The sequence below is a fragment of the Chelativorans xinjiangensis genome (assembly GCF_009812055.1).
GTDB lineage: Bacteria > Pseudomonadota > Alphaproteobacteria > Rhizobiales > Rhizobiaceae > Chelativorans > Chelativorans xinjiangense.
Genome location: NZ_WQNH01000062.1, coordinates 15307 through 33183, shown reverse-complemented (window position 1 = coordinate 33183; position 17877 = coordinate 15307). Strand labels below are relative to the sequence as shown.

The window sequence follows — 17877 nt, the reverse complement described above, 5'->3', positions numbered from 1 at the left end:
GGGGGAATCGGTCTCCCGCCAGCCACCGCAACTATGAGTATATCAGATGCGGCGGAGCTTGAGTTACAAGGGGGGCGCGAAGGGGCGCCGTCGTCTTTCACTTCCTCATCACAGCGATTCACCCGTCGTTAACCGCGATGAACGGTGCCCGCACGCCGCCGCATTTGCCGTGGTAGTCCGTTGTCCGGGACACTTTGGGACTCCGGCGCTCCGATCCGGGATCGGCGCCGACGTGACGGGTGAGGTTGCCATGTACATGACTGTTGCCGACATCGAAGCGCAGATCGAGGAAGAGAAGCGCTCGACCTGCGCCGAATGCCATAGCGCGGCCTGGGCCGAAGGCCTGTGGGCCGGCATCGAGCCGGAGATCATCGCCGAGGCGGCGCTGGCCACGGCGTTGAGCGAGCTCGGCAAGAACGGCGGCGAGGACGCGCTCATCTCGCTCCTGGAGCATATGCGAGAGCGCGTTCTGGCGGGCGATTTCACCCCCCGCCGCACCTGCCATTGAGCTTGCCACCGCCTTTGGGTATGTCTGAGAGGCAAGCTGCCTCTAGACCAGTTCATCGTTTCATGGAATCGATGAACTGGTCTAGCTCCTTGTTTGTCGCAATTCCGGACGGAAAACCGGTTTCCACTTTTCCTGGAATTGCTAACAGTCCGTCTTGAATCCCGGCGGCCAACAGACGCGCAAAGGTGGCGCCGATGCCGACATTTCTCCCACCGGCCTTCTTCGGCCGGCCGTTCGTTGTGGCTCTGGCGGCGGCCGGACTGCTTGGCCTTGCCGTTGAAGCACATGCGCTGAGCGAGGCACTGCCGGCGTATCAATCGGAGCAGGAGGAAACGGGCAAGGAAGGCGCCGACCGCATTCCCCTGCCCGGCCCGGAGTTGCCGTCTTCCCAGGCGGGCGACGAGCCGATCGACGCCACGCGGCCCGACACGAGCCTTGATGCGGCTCTCCCGGAGGTGATCTACGACGTCGACCGGCTGCCCGAGCCGGCGCGGCGCATGCGCAACCTCATCATCGAAGCCGCCCGCAGCGGCGATCCGGAGAAGCTGAGGCCGCTCCTCGGCACGGGGCCGGAGAGGACCCAGATCTCGCTCGGCGGGCTCGAGGGCGACCCGATCGATTTTTTGCGCGAGGTTTCCGGCGACGAGGAGGGCCAGGAGATCCTGGCCATCCTCATCGAGGTGATGGAAGCGGGCTTTGCGCGGCTCGACGAAGGCACGGATCTGGAGCGCTACGTGTGGCCCTATTTCTTCGCCCTGCCGCTGGAAGAGCTGACGCCGGCGCAGCGGGTCGAGCTTTTTACGCTTGTCACAGCCGGCGACTATGAAGAAATGAAGGACTTCGGCGCCTATATCTTCTACCGTGCCGCGATCACGCCGGAAGGGCGCTGGCTGTTCTTCGTCGCAGGCGATTGAGGAAAAGGGAGGCAATATGCGCGACGCGACGATCCTCGCCCAGCCGGGCGCAAGCGAACTGCCGCAGGTGCGCAGAGGCAGCCGCACGCGGCTCGTGCGCCGGGTGATCCTCTTCCAGGTGAAGCTTTTCGCCGACGGCCTGCGCGACTTCGTGATGAGCCCCCTTTCCATCGTCGCCGGAGTGCTCGGCATCCTCTTCAGCCGCGACCCCGAAGGCTCATACGATCGCCTCATGCGGTTCGGCCGCGAGACGGACCGGTGGATCAACCTCTTCGACGCGTATGGCGAAGAGGAAGGCGGGCGGGCGCCGACGCTGGACACCGTCGCCGACGAGATCGAGACGGCCATCCGCCGCGACTATGCCGACGGCGGCATGAGCGCGCGCAGCGCGGAAGCGATGCTGGGCCTTGCCCGGCAGTTGCGGCGCCGGCGGTAGCGGTCTTGCCGACAGGCGCGCAGCCGCTTACCTAGACTGGAAGCCGCACTCGACCGGATTCGGGAACCGCCCTGCCCATGCCCATCGCCCAGATCGCTAACCGCGCCGCCGTCCTCGTAGCAGGACCGGACGCCGAAACCCTTCTGCAGAACATCGTCACCCCCGACCTTTCCGCCCTCGAAAAGGGTGAAGCACGGCCGGGCGCCCTCCTCACCCCGCAGGGAAAGATCCTGTTCGACTTCCTCGTTTCACGCGCTGGAGAGGATGGTTTCCGGCTCGACTGCCGGAGCGACACGGCGCCGGACTTCCTCAAGCGGCTGATGCTCTACCGGCTTCGGGCGAAGGCGGAGATTTCCCTTGAGGAACAGTCTCTTGTCCATGTTTCGTGGCAAACCGATTCACCCCAAAATGATCCGACGACCGTCACGGACAGCCGCTTCCCCGAGAAGGTCACCCGGCACTACGGCGAAGGCGCACGAGCCGACACGCCCGAGGAGGCGTGGCACCGCCTGCGGGTGATGCATGGCGTTGCCGAGAGCGGCAGCGACTATGCGCTCGGGGACGCGTTCCCCCATGATATCCTGTTCGACCAGAACGGCGGCGTCGGCCTCAAGAAGGGCTGCTTCGTCGGCCAGGAGGTGGTCTCGCGCATGCAACACCGCGGCACGGCGCGGCGGCGCCTGGTGATCGTCCACGGCGAAGCTCCCCTGCCCGCCTCCGGCACCGACCTGACGGCGGACGGCCGCGTCCTCGGCGCGCTCGGCACGGTGTGCGGCAGCGACGGCCTGGCGATCCTGCGCGTCGACAAGGCGGCCAGCGCCCGCCAGGCCGGAACGCCGATCCTGGCCGGCGACGTCCCCGTCGCGCTCGCCGTGCCGGCCTATGCCGCCTTCACGCTCGACGGCGGCGGCGAGGCGGAGACGGCTTGATGGCACCCCGCCCGGCGGAGCCGCCGCGCGCCTGGCAGCGCATGCTTTCGGGCCGCCGGCTCGACCTCCTGGACCCCTCCCCCCTCGACGTCGAGATCATCGACATCGCCCACGGGCTGGCGCGCGTGGCGCGCTGGAACGGGCAGACGGAGGGCGACCACGCCTTTTCCGTGGCGCAGCACTCGCTGCTGGTCGAGCACATCTTCCGCCGGCTGAACGGCGATGCCGGTCCCGACTGGGCCATGGCGGCCCTCCTGCACGATGCGCCGGAATACGTCATCGGCGACATGATCTCCCCCTTCAAGGCGACGCTGGGCGGCGACTACAAGTCGGTGGAAAAGCGCCTGCAGCGGGCCATCCACCTGCGCTTCGCCCTGCCGCCCGAGACGCCGACGAGGCTCCTGGCGGAGATCAAGCGCGCCGACCGCATCGCCGCCTTCTTCGAGGCGACAAGGCTCGCCGGCTTCTCCGACCGCGAGGCCGCGCGCTTCTTCGGCCGGCCGCGCGGCTTCTCCGCCGACGCGCTGAGCCTTGCCCCACAGCCCGCCCGGCGCGCGCAAAAAGCCTTCCTCGCCCGCTTCCATGTGATCGAGAAGCTGCGCGCCAAGGCGTCCTAGGCTCCAATCAACGGTTTGTTCACCAATTTCCCCTAGTGGTGCGATCCTGACAGATGATACCCATCTGTCAGGACAAATCGCCCCACAAGATTAATAGCTTGTGGGCTGACTTCTCCAAACAGATGGGTACCATCTGTTTGGGTCAGACCACTAGGGGCATCGGCGGAGGCCGAACTGCGGCACGACGGGGCGAAAGCCGGTATTGGCATTCCGAACAACCGATATATCCGACCCTGATACGGCCGCCTGATTTGGTCGGGCTGCGGCTAGGGGGCTTGTGTGTCATGGTTGAACGGAGATTTCTTATATGGAAACGGAAACCGCACTCGCGCATTTGAGCGAGCTCGCCGTCAGCTATTCCCTGTCGATAGCGGGTGCGATCGTTCTGATCCTCGCCGGCTTCATCGCCGCCGGCATTCTGCAGCGTTGGGTGGGAAACAGCCTCCGCCGCCTCCCCAATTTCGACGAGACGCTGGTGCGCTTCCTTTCGGGGACCGTGCGCTACATCGTGCTTGCGCTGGTGCTGGTTGCCGTGCTGGCGCAGTTCGGCGTGCAAACGGCCAGCATCATCGCCGCGCTCGGTGCGGCGGGCCTCGCCATCGGCCTTGCTCTCCAAGGCACGTTGCAGAACGTCGCCGCCGGCATCATGCTTCTGGCGCTCAGGCCGTTCCGGGTCGGCGAATATGTCGATGCCAGCGGCATTGCCGGCACGATCGAGGAGGTCGGCCTTTTCGCCACCGAATTGAAGACAGCGGACGGGATCTACGTCCTGGCGCCCAACAGCGAGCTCTGGAACAGGGCCATCACCAACTATTCGCGCAATGCGCTGCGCCGCTTCGACCTGGCGATCGGCATCGGCTATGGCGACGACATCGCGCTGGCGCGGAAGATCCTGATCGACCTCGTGGAGGCGGACGAGCGCGTGGTCTCGGTGCCGGAGCCCTCCACCTTCGTCGCCGGGCTCGGCGACAGCGCGGTGGTGGTGACGGCGCGCTACTGGACGGCCACCGTCGATTTCTGGGATACGCAGTTCGACCTCACCCAGGCGGCGAAGCAGGCCTTCGACGAGAACGGCATCTCCATCCCCTTCCCGCAGCGCGACGTTCACTACGTCCCCGCGGAATCGCCGAAGCAGCCCGCAAAGCCGCGCCGCGCGGCGTAAACACGGCAACCGGCGCCTTCACGGCCAGGGCGGGCGCATAAGCCCGCCTTCTCAACTCATCAAAACTATTGAACGAGCAGGCCTCATCAATTCGTTCAAATCATCACAGGCTTCGGCTAGGTTACGCCCTCCATCGTCACGAGATCCCCCATGGCCGAAGCTGCTCCCGCCCGTCCCGCCGCCCCGTCGTTCCCCTGGCTGATCGTCATTTGCGGCTGCCTCATTGCCGCCCTCACCTTCGGGCCCCGCTCGGCCATGGGCTTCTTCCAGCTTCCGATGCTGGAGGAGAAAGGCTGGGACCGCACGACCTTCGGGCTTGCCATGGCCCTCCAGAACCTGCTCTGGGGCATAGGCCAGCCCGTCTTCGGCGCCATCGCCGACCGCTTCGGCACCTGGCGCGTGCTGGCGCTTTCCGGCCTTATCTACGCGCTCGGCTTGTTCTTGATGGCGACCGCCGAGAGCGAGGCGATGCTGCATATCGGCGGCGGCGTGCTCGTCGGCCTCGGCGTGGCGGCCGGTTCCTTCTCGATCGTTCTGGCCGCCTTCGCCCGCAACGTGCCGGCGGAAAGCCGCAGCCTCGTCTTCGGCATCGGCACGGCGGCGGGCTCGGCCGGCATGTTCCTCTTCGCGCCCATCAGCCAGGGGATGATCGACGCCTATGGCTGGTCCGACACGCTGGTCTACATGTCGATCGCCATGCTGGTCATCCCCGTGCTCGCCATCCCGCTCACCGGCAATTCGAAGAGCGGCAGGGTGCAGCAGGTCGAGTTCGAGCAGACTTTCAGGGCAGCGCTCCGCGAGGCCTGCGCGCACCGCAGCTACGTGCTTCTGGTTTCCGGCTTCTTCGTCTGCGGCTTCCAGGTGGCCTTCATCACCGCGCATTTCCCCGCCTATATCGGCGATATCGGCATCGATGCCCGCTATGCGGTGATCGCGCTGGCACTGATCGGCTTCTTCAACATCATCGGCTCGCTCGCCTCCGGCTTCATCGGCCAGCGCTACCCGAAGCCCGCGTTCCTGGCGCTGATCTATATCGGACGCTCGATCGCGGTGACGGCCTTCCTCCTCCTGCCGCAGACGCCCACCACCGTGATCGTCTTCGCCATCGTCATGGGGCTCTTGTGGCTGTCGACCGTGCCGCCCACCAACGCGCTCGTCGCCGTCATGTTCGGCACGCGCTATCTCGGCATGCTGGGCGGCCTCGTCTTCCTCTCGCACCAGGTCGGCTCGTTCCTGGGCGTGTGGCTCGGCGGCTATCTCTACGACCGGCTCGGCTCCTACGATGCCGTGTGGTGGCTCGGCGTCGCACTCGGCATCTTCGCGGCGGTGGTGCATTGGCCGATCCAGGAAAAGCCGGTGGACAGGCCGGCAATGGCGGCGGCGGAGTAAGCCGCAGAGCATCCCACAGCGGTCAGGGGACCACCCTTCGCGGCGCCGATAGGGAGGCAGGACTTTCGGCGGCTGGACTTTCATGTATATTCTGATTATATACATTCAATGATCGATTGGACCCGGATCGAAGGCTTTGATTGGGATTCAGGCAACAGCCGAAAAAACGCCCAGAAGCATGGGGTGAGCCAACCTGAGACCGAGCAGGTGTTCTTCAATGAACCGCTCCTGGCGGCCTTTGATCACAGGCACAGCGTGACTGAGGCAAGGTTCCATGTGCTCGGCCACACGGATGACCGCCGTCTGCTGCACATCACCTTCGCCCTGCGCCAAGAAGCAACATTGATCCGTGTCATCTCCGCCCGCGACATGAACCGTAAGGAGCGAGCCCGCTATGAGCAAGAAGCTTAAGCTGATCCCGACCTTCCGCAACGAAGCCGAAGAGCGGCAGTTCTGGGAAACGCATGATTCGACGGACTATGTGGACTGGAACAAGGCGGTGCGCGTGCGCCTTCCCAACCTCAAGCCCTCGTCCACCTCGATCTCGCTGCGCTTGCCGGTGTCGTTGCTGGAGCGCATCAAGATCGCGGCCAACAAGCGCGACATGCCCTATCAATCACTGATCAAGGCTTGGCTTGCCGAAAAGCTTGATGCGCATTGAGCGGAGAGAGCGTGTGAGGGCAGCAGCAAGACCATCAAGGCGTAGGGAACGCCTCTTCCCGGAGGCTGCGCCTCAGAGCTGAAATGAGCCCGGTGCGCGCTTCCGGTTCAGTGAGCCCGCGCGGCTCGTAGACGTGGCGGTGGAGGAAGAAGCCGGTCAGCGCGAAGGCCTCCCCGAGCGCTTCACCGTCGCAGCCCGTCTCGCCGCCCGCCAGCAGGAACGCCGGCAGCGGCAGAAGCTTGTCGCGCCACGCCTCCCCCGCCTGGCGGCTGGCCGCCCTGCCCGTCTTCGGCGACACATAGGCAAGGTCCTCGCGGCTTCCCGTCAGCGCGCATCGGGAGAGGTCGAGGCCGAAGCCCAGCTCCTCCAGAACGGCAAGCTCGAAGCGGGCGACCAGCGGGCCGGCCACGGCCGCATCGTCGAGATGGGCGGAGACGACACGAAGCGTCTCGAAGAGGCCGGGGTGCGGGTCGCGCTCGGGCAGAAGGCGCAAGTGGGCGGCCAGCACCTGGATGCCGTAGACGGCGACCGCCGAATCGAGGAGGCGGGCGGCGTTCAACTCCACCGGCTCGACCTGAAAGGTGCCCAGATGCTCGTCGAGCCGCGCGCGCCAGGTGATTTCCACCCGGTTGCCCGGCTGCAGGACGGGCTGCATCTTGCGCGAGCGGCCGCCGCGCACGAGGCCGAGATGGCGCCCGTGGACAGGCGTCATCACCTCCAGGATGGCGCTGGTCTCGCCATGCCGGCGGGTGCCGAGGATGATGCCTTCGTCGTGCCATTCCATGGCAAGGTTGTCGTCCCCTCACTCGGGGAATTCAAGCCCCGTCTCGCAGCAGTCTTCAGACCTGATCAATGTCGGTATGCGAAAAGTCGTTGCCCTTGAACAAGAGCGGCACGCGCGTCGACCGCGCGCAGGCATAGGCGAAGCAATCGCCCAGATTGAGCTTCGCTGGATGCCCGCTACCTCGCCCATACCGTTTGGTCGCGGCAATCGCTTCGCGTGTGATCTCGCTCGTGATGGCGATTTCCATCGCACCGATCGAGGAAAAGAAATTCTCCACGATTTCTTCCGCACGCTCGATCAGTTGCGGTTTGATGGGCCGCCGGGCGCTCACCATCATCTTTCGCGTGAGACCGATCACAGCTTCGTAGGTTGACAGCGGCGAATAGAAAAACCCTTCTTGAGCTGCATCGATCTTGGCAGTCAGATGTTCGGCATCCGCCTCATCCCCAAGAATGGCAATGACGGCAGATGCATCGAGAAACATCAGATGTCGCCCCACATCTCGTCCATATATTCCTTCAGGTCGAGGTCCCTATCATACGGTCCCAGAGCCTTCACTTCCTCCTGGAGCCGGCGGATACGCTCCCTGAGCGGCACAGCCTCGCGGGCGCGTTCCAACTCATGCTGTAACGCAATTCGCACCGCCTCGGTCTTGCTCGGCGCACTGATGACCTTCTGGACCTGCTTGGCCAGCACGTCCACCTCGTCGTCGCGAATGTAGAGGGCCATTGCATGCTCCATTTGTATATCCACAAAAGATATACAACTGCTACTCCGGAAACTCCAGCCCCATCTCGCGGAAGCGTTCGGGGTCGTCGCCCCAGCCGCCGCGCACCTTGACGAACAGGAACAGGTGCACCTTCTGCTCCAAGATCGCCGCCATCTCCTCGCGCGCGGCCTGGCCGATGGCGCGGATCGAAGCGCCCTTGTGGCCGAGAACGATCTTCTTCTGGCTGTCGCGCTCGACGTAGATCACCTGCTCGATGCGCACCGAGCCGTCCTTCCGCTCCTCCCACTTCTCCGTCTCCACATGGGCGGCATAGGGGAGCTCCTGGTGCAGGCGCAGGTAGAGCTTCTCGCGGGTGATCTCGGCGGCAAGCTGGCGCATGGGCAGATCGGAGATCTGGTCTTCGGGGTAGTACCACGGCCCCTCCGGCAGCTTTTCGGCCAGATAGGCCATCAGATCGTCGCAGCCGTCCCCCGTGAGTGCGGAGATCATGAAGGTGCGCTCGAAATCGGCCCGCTTGTTGGCCTCGTCGGCAAGCACCAGCAGCGTCTCCCGCTTCACCCGGTCGACCTTGTTGAGGATCAGCACCTTGGGCTGGCGGACGTTGGCGAGATTGTCGAGGATGGCTTCGGTGTCGCCGCGGATGCCGCGCTCGGCATCGACGATCAGCGCGACGATGTCGGCATCCCGGGCGCCGCCCCAGGCGGTCGTCACCATGGCGCGGTCGAGCCTTCGGCGCGGCCGGAAGATGCCGGGCGTATCCACGAACACGATCTGCGCCTGGCCGTGTATGGCGATCCCCCGGATCAGCGCGCGGGTGGTCTGCACCTTGTGGGTGACGATGGAGACCTTGGCGCCGACCAGCCGGTTGAGCAGCGTCGACTTGCCGGCATTGGTGGCGCCGATCAGCGCGACGAAGCCGGAACGGGTGGCGGCTCCACCCTCGCCGGGTGAGGAAGCGGGCTCGTTCATGACGCGTCTTCCAGCGGTTCCCAAACGCCCTCGCGCACCAGAACTTCGGTGGCGGCGGCCTGCTCCGCCTCGCGCTTGGAGCGGCCGCGGCCGCTCCCTTCCGCATAGCCGGCGATCTCGACGGCCACGGTGAAGACGGGGTCATGGTCGGGGCCTTCGCGCCCCTCGATCCGATAGACCGGCATGGCGCCGGAGACCCGGTGCGCCCATTCCTGGAGGGCGGTCTTGGGGTCGTTGCGCGCCGCACCCGCCGCCTTCGAGCGTTCCGTCCAGTGGGTGCGGATGAAGCGGCTGGCCGCTTCCAGCCCGTTGTCGAGGTAGATGACGGCGATGAGCGCTTCCATCACGTCGGCGCGCATGTTGATCTGCTTGCTGGCGGCGCGCGAGCGCAGGCCGGTGCCTGTCCGGATCAGCGTATCGAGGCCCAGCTCGTCGGTGACCGCGGCGAGCGTGTCGGCGTTGACCAGCGCGTTGAGGCGCACCGAAAGCTCGCCCTCCGGCGCCTTGGGAAAGGCCTCGTAGAGCATTTCGGCGACGACGAGGCCAAGCACCCGGTCGCCCAGGAACTCCAGCCGCTGATAGTCGGCGCCGACCTTGCCGCGCGCGCTCGAATGCGTGAGCGCGCTTTCCAGGAGGCGCGCGTCGCGGAACGCGATGCCGGTGCGCTGTTCGACCGCCTCGGCCAGCCGCTCTCCCGTCAGACGCTTGGCTGCCATGACGTTGCCGCTAATTGACCCAGGTGAAGAGGCGCGAGGGGCGGATATCGGTCGGCCACTTCCAGATCTCCAGCGGGCTGACGCCGCCGGCGATGGAGAAGAAGATGATGTTGGCGCGGCCGACGAGGTTTTCCTCCGGCACGAAGCCGACGGAGAAGCGGCTGTCGGTGGAGTTGTCGCGGTTGTCGCCCATCATGAAGTAATGCCCCTCGGGCACGACGAATTCGCGCGTGTTGTCGCCGACGGAGTTGGGCGAGAGGTCGAGCGTGTCGTAGGAAACGCCGTTGGGCAGCGTCTCGCGGTAGACATCGACGGGCCGCGTCATCTCGGTGATGTCGGGATTGTCGATCTCGCCGACCTTCTCACGCGCCACCGGCGCGCCGTTGATATAGAGCTGGCCCTCGCGCACCTGGATGCGGTCGCCCGGCAGGCCGATCACCCGCTTGATGTAGTCGAGCGAGGGGTTGGGCGGGAACTTGAAGACGACAACGTCGCCGCGCTCCGGCGCCGAGCCCCAGATGCGCCCGGAAAAGAGGGGCGGCGAGAAGGGAAGCGAGTGGCGCGAGTAGCCGTAGGCCCATTTGGTGACGAACAGATAATCGCCCTCCAGAAGCGTCGGGCGCATGGAGCCGGAGGGGATGGAGAAAGGCTGGAAAAGCAGGGTACGGATGACGAGTGCCAGGAGCAGCGCCTGGACAATGACGCTGACGGTCTCGCCAAGACCGCCTGATTTCTTCCGGGATTTGTCAGCCACGCTCATGTCGTCCTCGGTTCAGGGCAGCGGGCCGAACATCTCCGCGGCCCTTTTTGCGCTTCGTCTTATCGGCTCATGCCGCTCACGGCAATGTGCTCACGCACTCGTGTTGCCCTTTGTCACACGTCCGCCACGGCTTCGATGATGACGAAGGCCTGGGCCAGGGGGAAATCGTCGGTGATGGTCAGGTGAACGAGCGCCTTGTGGCCGGGCGGCAGCATGGCTTCGAGCCTAGCCGCCGCGCCGCCGGTCAACTGCATGGTGGGCTTGCCGCCCGGCAGGTTCACGACGCCCATGTCGCGCCAGAAGACGCCGCGCGACAGGCCGGTGCCGAGCGCCTTGGCGCAGGCCTCCTTGGCGGCGAAGCGCTTCGCATAGGATGCCGCGCGCAGGCGCCGGCGGTCCGACTTGGCACGCTCGATCTCGGTGAAGACGCGATGGACGAAACGTTCGCCGTGGCGTTCCAGCGTCTTTTCGATGCGGCGGATGTCGATGAGGTCGCTGCCAAGACCGATAATCATCAAACCTCACCCGCCACCGCGTTGGATTGCGCAACCGCGCGCCGGCGCGCCTTTTCGGCCAGGCGCCTGCGCCGCTGCTCGCGGAAGGTGACGGTGCCCCAACGCGTGAGGACGTAGACAGCAAGGCCTACGGCGAAGCCGAGGGGCAGCGAGCCGACCGCCATCGGCTTCAGGAAAGGCTGCCACAGGCTTGAAAACTCCATATGCCACAAAAGATGGCCGATGTCCCGCGGCCCCATGCCGGTCGGATGGCGGCCGTAGAGGATAAGCTTGCCGAGTTCCAGCGTGGCACCCCAGATGAAGGGGAAGGTAAGCGGGTTGCCGACGGCCGTGCCGATGGCCGAGGCCACCAGGTTGCCGCCTATCACCCATGCGACGGCTGCCGCGATGACGAAGTGGAACCCGAGGAAGGGGGTGAAGGAGGCGAAGACGCCGGCGGCAACGCCGGCGGCGATCGCATGCGGCGTCGCCCGCAGCCGCAGCGCGCGCTTGGCGAAATATTGGGCCGAGCGCCAGAACGAGCGCCGGGGCCACACCAGCATCCTCACTCGCTCGCCGAGATCCACGCTTTTCCTTCGTTTGAACAGCATCTTCGTCTACCATACCCCACGGGCCAGCCGGCCAGCACTCCCCGGGCCGAGTATAAACCGCTCCCGTTAACGGGGTCTTCCACAACACGGCCGGCAAGGGCTTCGACCTTCTGCGTAATGTCGGATCGTGCGAGGAAAACGGCAACCTGCCAATAGCGGGGGCTGGAGGCGGAAATGAGGCTCGGCTACCCATTCACCCGGCGTACGTCGCTCACGCAGGCCGCCTCCTTGAGCTGGGAGACGAGGCGGTTCAGGTGCTTCAGGTCCCAGACCTCGAGATCGAAGATCATTTCGGTGAAATCGGGCGCGGTGCGCGCCATCGAGAGCATGTGGATATTGGCGTCGTTGGTGGCGATCACCTGGGCGATGCTGGCAAGCGAGCCAGGTTCGTTGATGGCGGTGATCGAAAGGCGCGCGGGGAAGCGCTCCTTCATGTTCTCGTCGATGTCCCAGCGCACGTCGATCCAGCGCTCCGGCTGGTCGTCGAAGGCGGTCAGCGCCGGCGACTGGATGGGATAGATGGTGATGCCGGAGCCCGGCTGCAGGATGCCGACGATGCGGTCGCCGGGCACCGCCCCTTCCGGGGCGAAGCGCACCGGCAGGTCGCCCGACACGCCGCGGATCGGCAGCGCCCCGTTGTCGCCGCCGGCCGCCTCCTTGCCCTTTTCCTTGCGGCCGCGGCGCGAGGAGCGGCCGGGGATCTGGAACAGCATGCCGGCGGCGTTGCGCAGGTTGAACCAGCCTTCCTCGCGCGCCTTCGGGCTCTGGGTGACGCGCTCGTCCTTGTAATCGGGGAAGACCGCGTGGACGACATCCTGCGACGACAGTTCGCCACGCCCGACGGCCGCCAAAACGTCCTCCACGTCCTTGCGGGCGAGCCGGTGCAGCACCGGCTTCAGCGCGTCCTTGGCGTAGGTCTTGCCGGCCCGCTCGAAGGCGCGCTCCAGAATGCGCGCGCCGAGGCCGGAATACTGCTTGCGGATGGCATTCTTGGTGGCCCGCCTGATGGCCGAGCGCGCCTTGCCGGTGACCACCACCTGTTCCCAGGCGGCGGGCGGCACCTGCGCCTTGGAGCGGATGATCTCGACCTCGTCGCCGTTCTTCAGTTCCGTCATCAGCGGCATGATGCGGCCGTTGACCTTGGCGCCCACGCAGGTATCGCCGACATCGGTATGGACGGCATAGGCGAAGTCGATGGGCGTCGCCCCGCGCGGCAGGGCGATCAGCCTTCCCTTGGGCGTGAAGCAGAAGACCTGGTCCTGGAACAGCTCGAGCTTGGTGTTCTCCAGGAAATCCTCCGGGTTGTCGCCCTCCGACAGCGCCTCGATGGTGTGCCTCAGCCAGGCGTAGGCGTTGGTGTCCTTGGATATCCGGTGGCCGGGGCCGTTCGGCTTCGAGCCGAAATCCTTGTAGAGCGAGTGCGCCGCCACTCCGTATTCGGCGATGGTGTTCATCTCGCGCGTGCGGATCTGCAGCTCCACGCGCTGGCGCGACGGTCCGACGATGGTGGTGTGGATGGAGCGGTAGTCGTTCTGCTTCGGCGTCGAGATATAGTCCTTGAAGCGCCCCGGCACCATCGACCAGGTGGAATGAATGGCCCCCAGCGCGCGGTAGCAGTCGTCCACCGTGTCGACGACGACGCGAAAGCCGAAGATATCGGAAAGCTGCTCGAAGGAGAGCGCCTTGGTCTCCATCTTGCGGAACACCGACCACGGCTTCTTCTGGCGGCTCTTCACCGTCGCCTTGATCTTGTATTTCTTGAACAGCTTGGCGAGCGCCTCCTCGATCTCGGAGATGACGCCGCGATTGCGCTCCAGAAGGTCGGCGAGCCTTTCGGTGACCGCATGGAAGGCTTCGGGGTTGATGTAGCGGAAAGCCAGCTCCTCCAATTCCTCCCGCATATCCTGCATGCCCATGCGGCCGGCCAGCGGCGCATAGATCTCCATCGTCTCCTCGGCGATCCTCAGCCTCTTGTGAACCGGCACGTGGTCGAGCGTGCGCATGTTGTGCAGACGGTCGGCGAGCTTGACGAGGAGCACGCGGACGTCCTCGGAGACTGCAAGCAGCAGCTTGCGCAGGTTCTCCGCCTGCGCGGCCTTGGTGGAGACGAGGTCGAGCTTCTTCAGCTTGGTCAGGCCCTCGACGAGGCGGCCGATATCGGGGCCGAAGAGTTCGTCGATCTCGGCGCGGGTGGCCGAGGTGTCCTCGATGGTGTCGTGCAGGAGAGCGACGGCGATGGTCGATTCGTCCAGATGCATGTCGGTGAGGATGGCGGCGACTTCGAGGGGATGCGAGAAATAGGGGTCGCCCGAGGCGCGCTTCTGGTGGCCATGCTTCTGCATGGCGTAGACATAGGCCTTGTTCAGAAGCGCCTCGTTGACGTCAGGCTTGTAGCGCTGCACGCGCTCGACAAGCTGGTACTGACGCATCATGGGCGGCCTCTCCTCATGCACAAAACATGCGCCGCGTCACCCACGCGGCGCATATCGACGTTGCATCGGCAGGATATGCCTGTGCGGGCCGCTGCGAAAGAGCCGCGCGGGCCGCGTCGACGATCAGAAATCGTCGCTCTTCTCCGGGGGGACGAGCCCCTCGATGCCGGCAAGCAGGTCTTCCTCGCTCATGCGATCGAAGGACACGCCCTCCTCTTCCGCCGCCTCGGCTTCCGGCGCGGCCTGGGGCAGGTCGGCGATGACCGGCAGGTCGGCCTCCGGCTCGTCCACCTCCACATGCTTCTGCAGGGAGTGGATGAGCGCCTCCTTCAGGTCGCCGGGCGACAGCGTCTCATCGGCGATCTCGCGCAGCGCCACGACCGGGTTCTTGTCGTTGTCGCGGTCGATGGTGATCGGCTCGCCCTGGGAGACCTGGCGCGCCCGGTGGGCGGCGAGGAGCACCAGGTCGAAGCGGTTCTCGACCTTGTCGATGCAGTCTTCAACGGTGACACGGGCCATTGTCTGCCCCTTTCATTGCACAAAACTTGCGGGAAAACCTGCGCGGTCCTTAGCTTTTCCGCATGCAAAATACAAGGCTTCCATGCGGGATGCGACGAGCCGCCGCCTCCCTTGCCTTTCATGCGGGGCCTGCCAAGCCGGATCGACATACGCGCAGGCTCGATAATTTTTCACTGACTATAATTAATTTGCATTGGCATGATTACAAGTCCGCACTATGTCACCTTGTATGCTGAACCATTTCGGCGCCGGCTGTGTAAGTGGCGCCATGAGCTATTCCTGCGCAGCCGATTGCCACGAAGGATATTTGTACCATGTTCGACCCCCGCGAAAAGATCGCCATGTTCATCGACGGCGCGAATCTTTACGCCACGTCACGCGCGCTCGGATTTGACATAGACTACCGCAAGCTGCTCTCCAGCTTCCAGAAGCGTGCCTATCTGCTGCGTGCCTATTACTATACGGCCCTGGTGGAGGATCAGGAGTACTCCTCCATCCGTCCGCTCATCGACTGGCTCGACTACAACGGCTACAAGGTGGTGACCAAGCCCGCCAAGGAGTTCACCGATTCCACCGGCCGCCGCAAGATCAAAGGCAACATGGACATCGAGCTGGCGATCGACGCGCTCGAGCTTGCCGACGTGGTGGACCACTATGTGCTGTTCTCCGGCGACGGGGATTTCCGCACGCTGGTCGAGGCCTTGCAGCGCAAGGGGCGCAAGGTGAGCATCGTCTCCACCATCCAGTCGCAGCCGCCGATGATCTCCGACGAGTTGCGCCGGCAGGCCGACAACTACATCGACCTCGCCTCACTGCAGGAGGAGATTGGGCGTGACCCGTCCGAACGGCCGATGCGCCGCAGCGAGCCGCACGATTTCGAGCCCAACGAGGCCGAATGAGCCTCTGCATACGTTCAAGCGGCTTTCGCCCGTAGGCGGCCGCCAGAATGCGACGCAGGGTGCAAGGAGTGTGAGAAATGCGGGCTGACGCCGAGCCGCCTCGGGACTGCTCCCACTGCCCGCGCCTCAGCACCTTCATCGCCGGCTGGCGCGAACGCGAGCCGGCATGGTTCAACGCGCCGGTGCCGACCTTCGCGCCGGCCGGCGGCGACGATGACGCGCGGCTCCTCGTCGTCGGTCTTGCGCCGGGCCTGCGCGGCGCCAACCGGACCGGCCGCCCCTTCACCGGCGATTTTGCCGGCACGCTTCTCTACGAGACGCTGACCCGTTTCGGCTTCGCGCGTGGCACCTTCGACGCGCGCCCCGACGACGGGCTGGAACTGGTCGACGCCGCCATCACCAACGCCGTGCGCTGCGTGCCGCCGGAGAACAAGCCGGTGGGCAGCGAGATCAACACCTGCCGCAAGCACTATCTCGCACCGACGCTCGAGCGCTTCGCCAATCTCAGGGCGATCGTCACGCTCGGCACCATCGCCCACCAGTCGACGGCGCGCGCGCTCGGCCTCCCCGTCCGCGCCCTCCCCTTCGCCCACGGGGCAAAGCAGGACGCCGGCGGCCTCCGCATCTTCTCCAGCTATCACTGCTCAAGGTACAACACGAATACGGGAAGGCTGACGGAGGCGATGTTCGTGGAGGTGTTTGGGAGGGTGCGGGCGTTTTTGAGTGAATGATCGAATAGTGAATAGTGAATAGTGAATAGTGAATAGTGAATAGTGAGGATTAAACTGCAGTTCAGGCTGAAATCAAGTTCTGACTTCTAAGACTTCACCTGCTTAACTATTCACTATCCACTATTCACTACTTCACTATTCCCCACCTCACCCCTTCTCCTTCAACAACCGCGCCTTCTCCCGCGCCCAGTCGCGCTTCTTCTCAGTCTCGCGCTTGTCGTGCAGCTTCTTGCCGCGGGCGAGCGCCATCTGCAGCTTGGCGATGCCGCGCTCGTTGAAATAGAGCTTCAGCGGCACCATGGTCATGCCTTCGCGGTCGACGGCCTGGGCCAGACGGGCGAGTTCCTTCTTGGAAACCAGGAGCTTGCGGCGGCGGCGCGGCTCGTGGTTGAAGCGGTTGCCGGCGAAGTATTCAGGCACATAGGAATTGATGAGCCAGAGTTCGCCGCCCTCCACGGAGGCATAGGACTCCTGGATGTTGGCCTGCCCCTCGCGCAGCGACTTCACCTCCGTGCCGGTCAGGACGAGGCCCGCTTCCAGCGTGTCCATCACTTCATAGGCAAAGCGCGCCTTGCGGTTCTCGGCAACGGTCTTGATGTTGGGGTTCTTGTCTTTGGCCATGGAATGGGAATGCGCGCCGGCGCCGTCAGTTCATCAGTCCGGCGTGCATCATCGCCGCGTCGATCTTCTCGGCCGTCGAGGCCTCCACGGTCACAAGCGGCAAGCGAACGAAATTCTCCACCTTTCCAAGGCGCGACAGCGCGTATTTGGCGCCGCAGAGCCCCGGTTCGATGAACAGCGCCTTGTGCAGCGGCATCAGGCGGTCCTGCAGGTCGATCGCCTTCTCCTTGTCGCCGTTGAGCGTGGCTTCCTGGAACTTTGAGCACAGGCGCGGCGCCACATTGGCGGTCACCGAGATGCAGCCCACGCCGCCATGGGCGTTGAAGCCCAGCGCGGAAGCGTCCTCGCCGGAAAGCTGGATGAAATCCTTGCCGCAGGTAAGCCGCTGCTCCGACACACGCTCCACCTTGCCGGTGGCGTCCTTCACGCCCGCGATGTTCCTGAAACCGGCGGCAAGCCGGCCCATGGTCTCGGGCGTCATGTCGATCACCGAGCGCCCGGGGATATTGTAGATAATGATCGGCAGGCTGGTGGAGCGGGCCACCGCCGCGAAATGCTCGTAGAGGCCCTTCTGGTTCGGCTTGTTGTAATAAGGTGTGACGACGAGGACGGCGTCCGCCCCCACCTTTTCGGCGTGCTCGACGAAGCCGATCGCCTCGCGCGTGGAGTTGGACCCGGCGCCGGCGATGACGGGAACGCGGCCAGCCGCCGCCTCCACGCAGAGCCGCACCACCTCGCGGTGTTCCTCATGGGTCAGCGTCGGAGATTCACCCGTCGTGCCGACCGGGACGAGGCCGGTCGTGCCCTCCTCGATCTGCCATTCGACAAACGCGCGGAAGGCGTCTTTATCCAGGCTTCCATCCTGACGGAACGGCGTCACGAGCGCGGTGATGGAACCCCTGAACATTTCCCGAAACTCCTCGATTCTGCTCCCGGCATACCCGCTTCGACGGGCGGCCGACCGGCGCTTCTACCCGATCATGGAGCGGGGCACC

Annotated in this window: 23 protein-coding genes; 11 read left to right on the top strand and 12 right to left on the bottom strand. The window is 65.0% G+C overall.

Going from position 1 to position 17877, the window contains the following annotated elements; translation table 11 throughout:
- Nucleotides 1–250 precede the first annotated feature (250 nt).
- The 9 genes from GM910_RS24275 (at nucleotide 251) to GM910_RS24235 (ending at nucleotide 6616) form a co-directional block, all read left to right on the top strand.
- Complete coding sequence (locus GM910_RS24275; RefSeq protein WP_159592783.1) at nucleotides 251–508, top strand: hypothetical protein; 258 nt, start codon at nucleotides 251–253, stop codon at nucleotides 506–508.
- A gap of 194 nt (nucleotides 509–702) precedes the next feature.
- Nucleotides 703–1422 (top strand): cytoplasmic protein, encoded by a 720-nt coding sequence (locus GM910_RS24270; protein ID WP_159592780.1) that lies wholly within the window; start codon nucleotides 703–705, stop codon nucleotides 1420–1422.
- Between the two features lie 16 nt (nucleotides 1423–1438).
- The gene (locus GM910_RS24265; protein ID WP_159592777.1) at nucleotides 1439–1858 is read left to right on the top strand and encodes a hypothetical protein; all 420 of its coding nucleotides are present in this window, start codon (nucleotides 1439–1441) and stop codon (nucleotides 1856–1858) included.
- Between the two features lie 77 nt (nucleotides 1859–1935).
- Nucleotides 1936–2787: a CAF17-like 4Fe-4S cluster assembly/insertion protein YgfZ gene (gene ygfZ / locus GM910_RS24260; protein WP_159592774.1), complete on the top strand. Its 852-nt coding sequence runs from the start codon at nucleotides 1936–1938 to the stop codon at nucleotides 2785–2787.
- Nucleotides 2787–3404, top strand: a complete 618-nt coding sequence (locus GM910_RS24255) for a YfbR-like 5'-deoxynucleotidase (RefSeq protein WP_159592772.1) — start codon at nucleotides 2787–2789, stop codon at nucleotides 3402–3404. Before ygfZ ends, GM910_RS24255 begins: the two co-directional genes overlap by 1 nt.
- A 307-nt stretch (nucleotides 3405–3711) precedes the next feature.
- Nucleotides 3712–4566: a mechanosensitive ion channel family protein gene (locus tag GM910_RS24250; RefSeq protein WP_159592769.1), complete on the top strand. Its 855-nt coding sequence runs from the start codon at nucleotides 3712–3714 to the stop codon at nucleotides 4564–4566.
- Nucleotides 4567–4716: 150 nt separating this feature from the next.
- Nucleotides 4717–5955 (top strand): MFS transporter, encoded by a 1239-nt coding sequence (locus GM910_RS24245; RefSeq protein ID WP_159592764.1) that lies wholly within the window; start codon nucleotides 4717–4719, stop codon nucleotides 5953–5955.
- A gap of 108 nt (nucleotides 5956–6063) precedes the next feature.
- The gene (locus GM910_RS24240) at nucleotides 6064–6366 is read left to right on the top strand and encodes a BrnT family toxin (protein ID WP_159592761.1); all 303 of its coding nucleotides are present in this window, start codon (nucleotides 6064–6066) and stop codon (nucleotides 6364–6366) included.
- Entirely contained in the window at nucleotides 6350–6616 is a 267-nt protein-coding gene (locus GM910_RS24235) for a BrnA antitoxin family protein (RefSeq protein ID WP_159592758.1), read from the top strand. Before GM910_RS24240 ends, GM910_RS24235 begins: the two co-directional genes overlap by 17 nt.
- 34 nt (nucleotides 6617–6650) lie before the next feature.
- Here GM910_RS24235 and recO read toward each other — a convergent pair whose 3' ends face one another.
- From recO to rpoZ, 10 genes are all read right to left on the bottom strand, one after another.
- Complete coding sequence (gene recO, locus GM910_RS24230; RefSeq protein ID WP_159592755.1) at nucleotides 6651–7400, bottom strand: DNA repair protein RecO; 750 nt, start codon at nucleotides 7398–7400, stop codon at nucleotides 6651–6653.
- A gap of 55 nt (nucleotides 7401–7455) precedes the next feature.
- Nucleotides 7456–7884, bottom strand: a complete 429-nt coding sequence (locus tag GM910_RS24225) for a type II toxin-antitoxin system VapC family toxin (protein ID WP_159592752.1) — start codon at nucleotides 7882–7884, stop codon at nucleotides 7456–7458.
- Nucleotides 7884–8129: a type II toxin-antitoxin system VapB family antitoxin gene (locus tag GM910_RS24220; RefSeq protein ID WP_159592749.1), complete on the bottom strand. Its 246-nt coding sequence runs from the start codon at nucleotides 8127–8129 to the stop codon at nucleotides 7884–7886. The genes GM910_RS24225 and GM910_RS24220 overlap by 1 nt, the downstream gene beginning before the upstream one ends.
- 40 nt (nucleotides 8130–8169) lie before the next feature.
- The gene (gene era / locus GM910_RS24215; protein WP_159592746.1) at nucleotides 8170–9099 is read right to left on the bottom strand and encodes a GTPase Era; all 930 of its coding nucleotides are present in this window, start codon (nucleotides 9097–9099) and stop codon (nucleotides 8170–8172) included.
- Nucleotides 9096–9815 (bottom strand): ribonuclease III, encoded by a 720-nt coding sequence (rnc, locus tag GM910_RS24210; protein WP_159592743.1) that lies wholly within the window; start codon nucleotides 9813–9815, stop codon nucleotides 9096–9098. Before rnc ends, era begins: the two co-directional genes overlap by 4 nt.
- 10 nt (nucleotides 9816–9825) lie before the next feature.
- A complete protein-coding gene (gene lepB, locus GM910_RS24205) occupies nucleotides 9826–10575 on the bottom strand; it encodes a signal peptidase I (RefSeq protein ID WP_159592740.1) in 750 nt (249 codons plus the stop codon).
- A 113-nt stretch (nucleotides 10576–10688) separates the two neighbouring features.
- On the bottom strand, nucleotides 10689–11090 hold the full coding sequence (gene acpS, locus GM910_RS24200; RefSeq protein ID WP_159592737.1) for a holo-ACP synthase: 402 nt from the start codon (nucleotides 11088–11090) through the stop codon (nucleotides 10689–10691).
- On the bottom strand, nucleotides 11090–11680 hold the full coding sequence (locus GM910_RS24195) for a DUF2062 domain-containing protein (protein ID WP_159592734.1): 591 nt from the start codon (nucleotides 11678–11680) through the stop codon (nucleotides 11090–11092). Before GM910_RS24195 ends, acpS begins: the two co-directional genes overlap by 1 nt.
- A gap of 185 nt (nucleotides 11681–11865) precedes the next feature.
- On the bottom strand, nucleotides 11866–14112 hold the full coding sequence (locus GM910_RS24190) for a RelA/SpoT family protein (RefSeq protein ID WP_159592731.1): 2247 nt from the start codon (nucleotides 14110–14112) through the stop codon (nucleotides 11866–11868).
- A gap of 123 nt (nucleotides 14113–14235) precedes the next feature.
- Complete coding sequence (rpoZ, locus tag GM910_RS24185; RefSeq protein WP_159592729.1) at nucleotides 14236–14631, bottom strand: DNA-directed RNA polymerase subunit omega; 396 nt, start codon at nucleotides 14629–14631, stop codon at nucleotides 14236–14238.
- Nucleotides 14632–14945: 314 nt separating this feature from the next.
- Here rpoZ and GM910_RS24180 point away from each other — a divergent pair, with 314 nt between their 5' ends.
- Together GM910_RS24180 and GM910_RS24175 are read left to right on the top strand one after the other, a co-directional pair.
- Nucleotides 14946–15530 (top strand): LabA-like NYN domain-containing protein, encoded by a 585-nt coding sequence (locus tag GM910_RS24180; RefSeq protein WP_159592726.1) that lies wholly within the window; start codon nucleotides 14946–14948, stop codon nucleotides 15528–15530.
- A gap of 77 nt (nucleotides 15531–15607) precedes the next feature.
- Nucleotides 15608–16261, top strand: a complete 654-nt coding sequence (locus tag GM910_RS24175) for a uracil-DNA glycosylase (protein WP_159592723.1) — start codon at nucleotides 15608–15610, stop codon at nucleotides 16259–16261.
- Nucleotides 16262–16408: 147 nt separating this feature from the next.
- On the opposite strand, the gene smpB is transcribed toward GM910_RS24175, so the two are convergent.
- On the bottom strand, nucleotides 16409–16882 hold the full coding sequence (smpB, locus tag GM910_RS24170; protein ID WP_159592720.1) for an SsrA-binding protein SmpB: 474 nt from the start codon (nucleotides 16880–16882) through the stop codon (nucleotides 16409–16411).
- Nucleotides 16883–16907: 25 nt separating this feature from the next.
- Entirely contained in the window at nucleotides 16908–17789 is an 882-nt protein-coding gene (gene dapA, locus GM910_RS24165) for a 4-hydroxy-tetrahydrodipicolinate synthase (protein ID WP_159592717.1), read from the bottom strand.
- Nucleotides 17790–17877 lie beyond the last annotated feature (88 nt).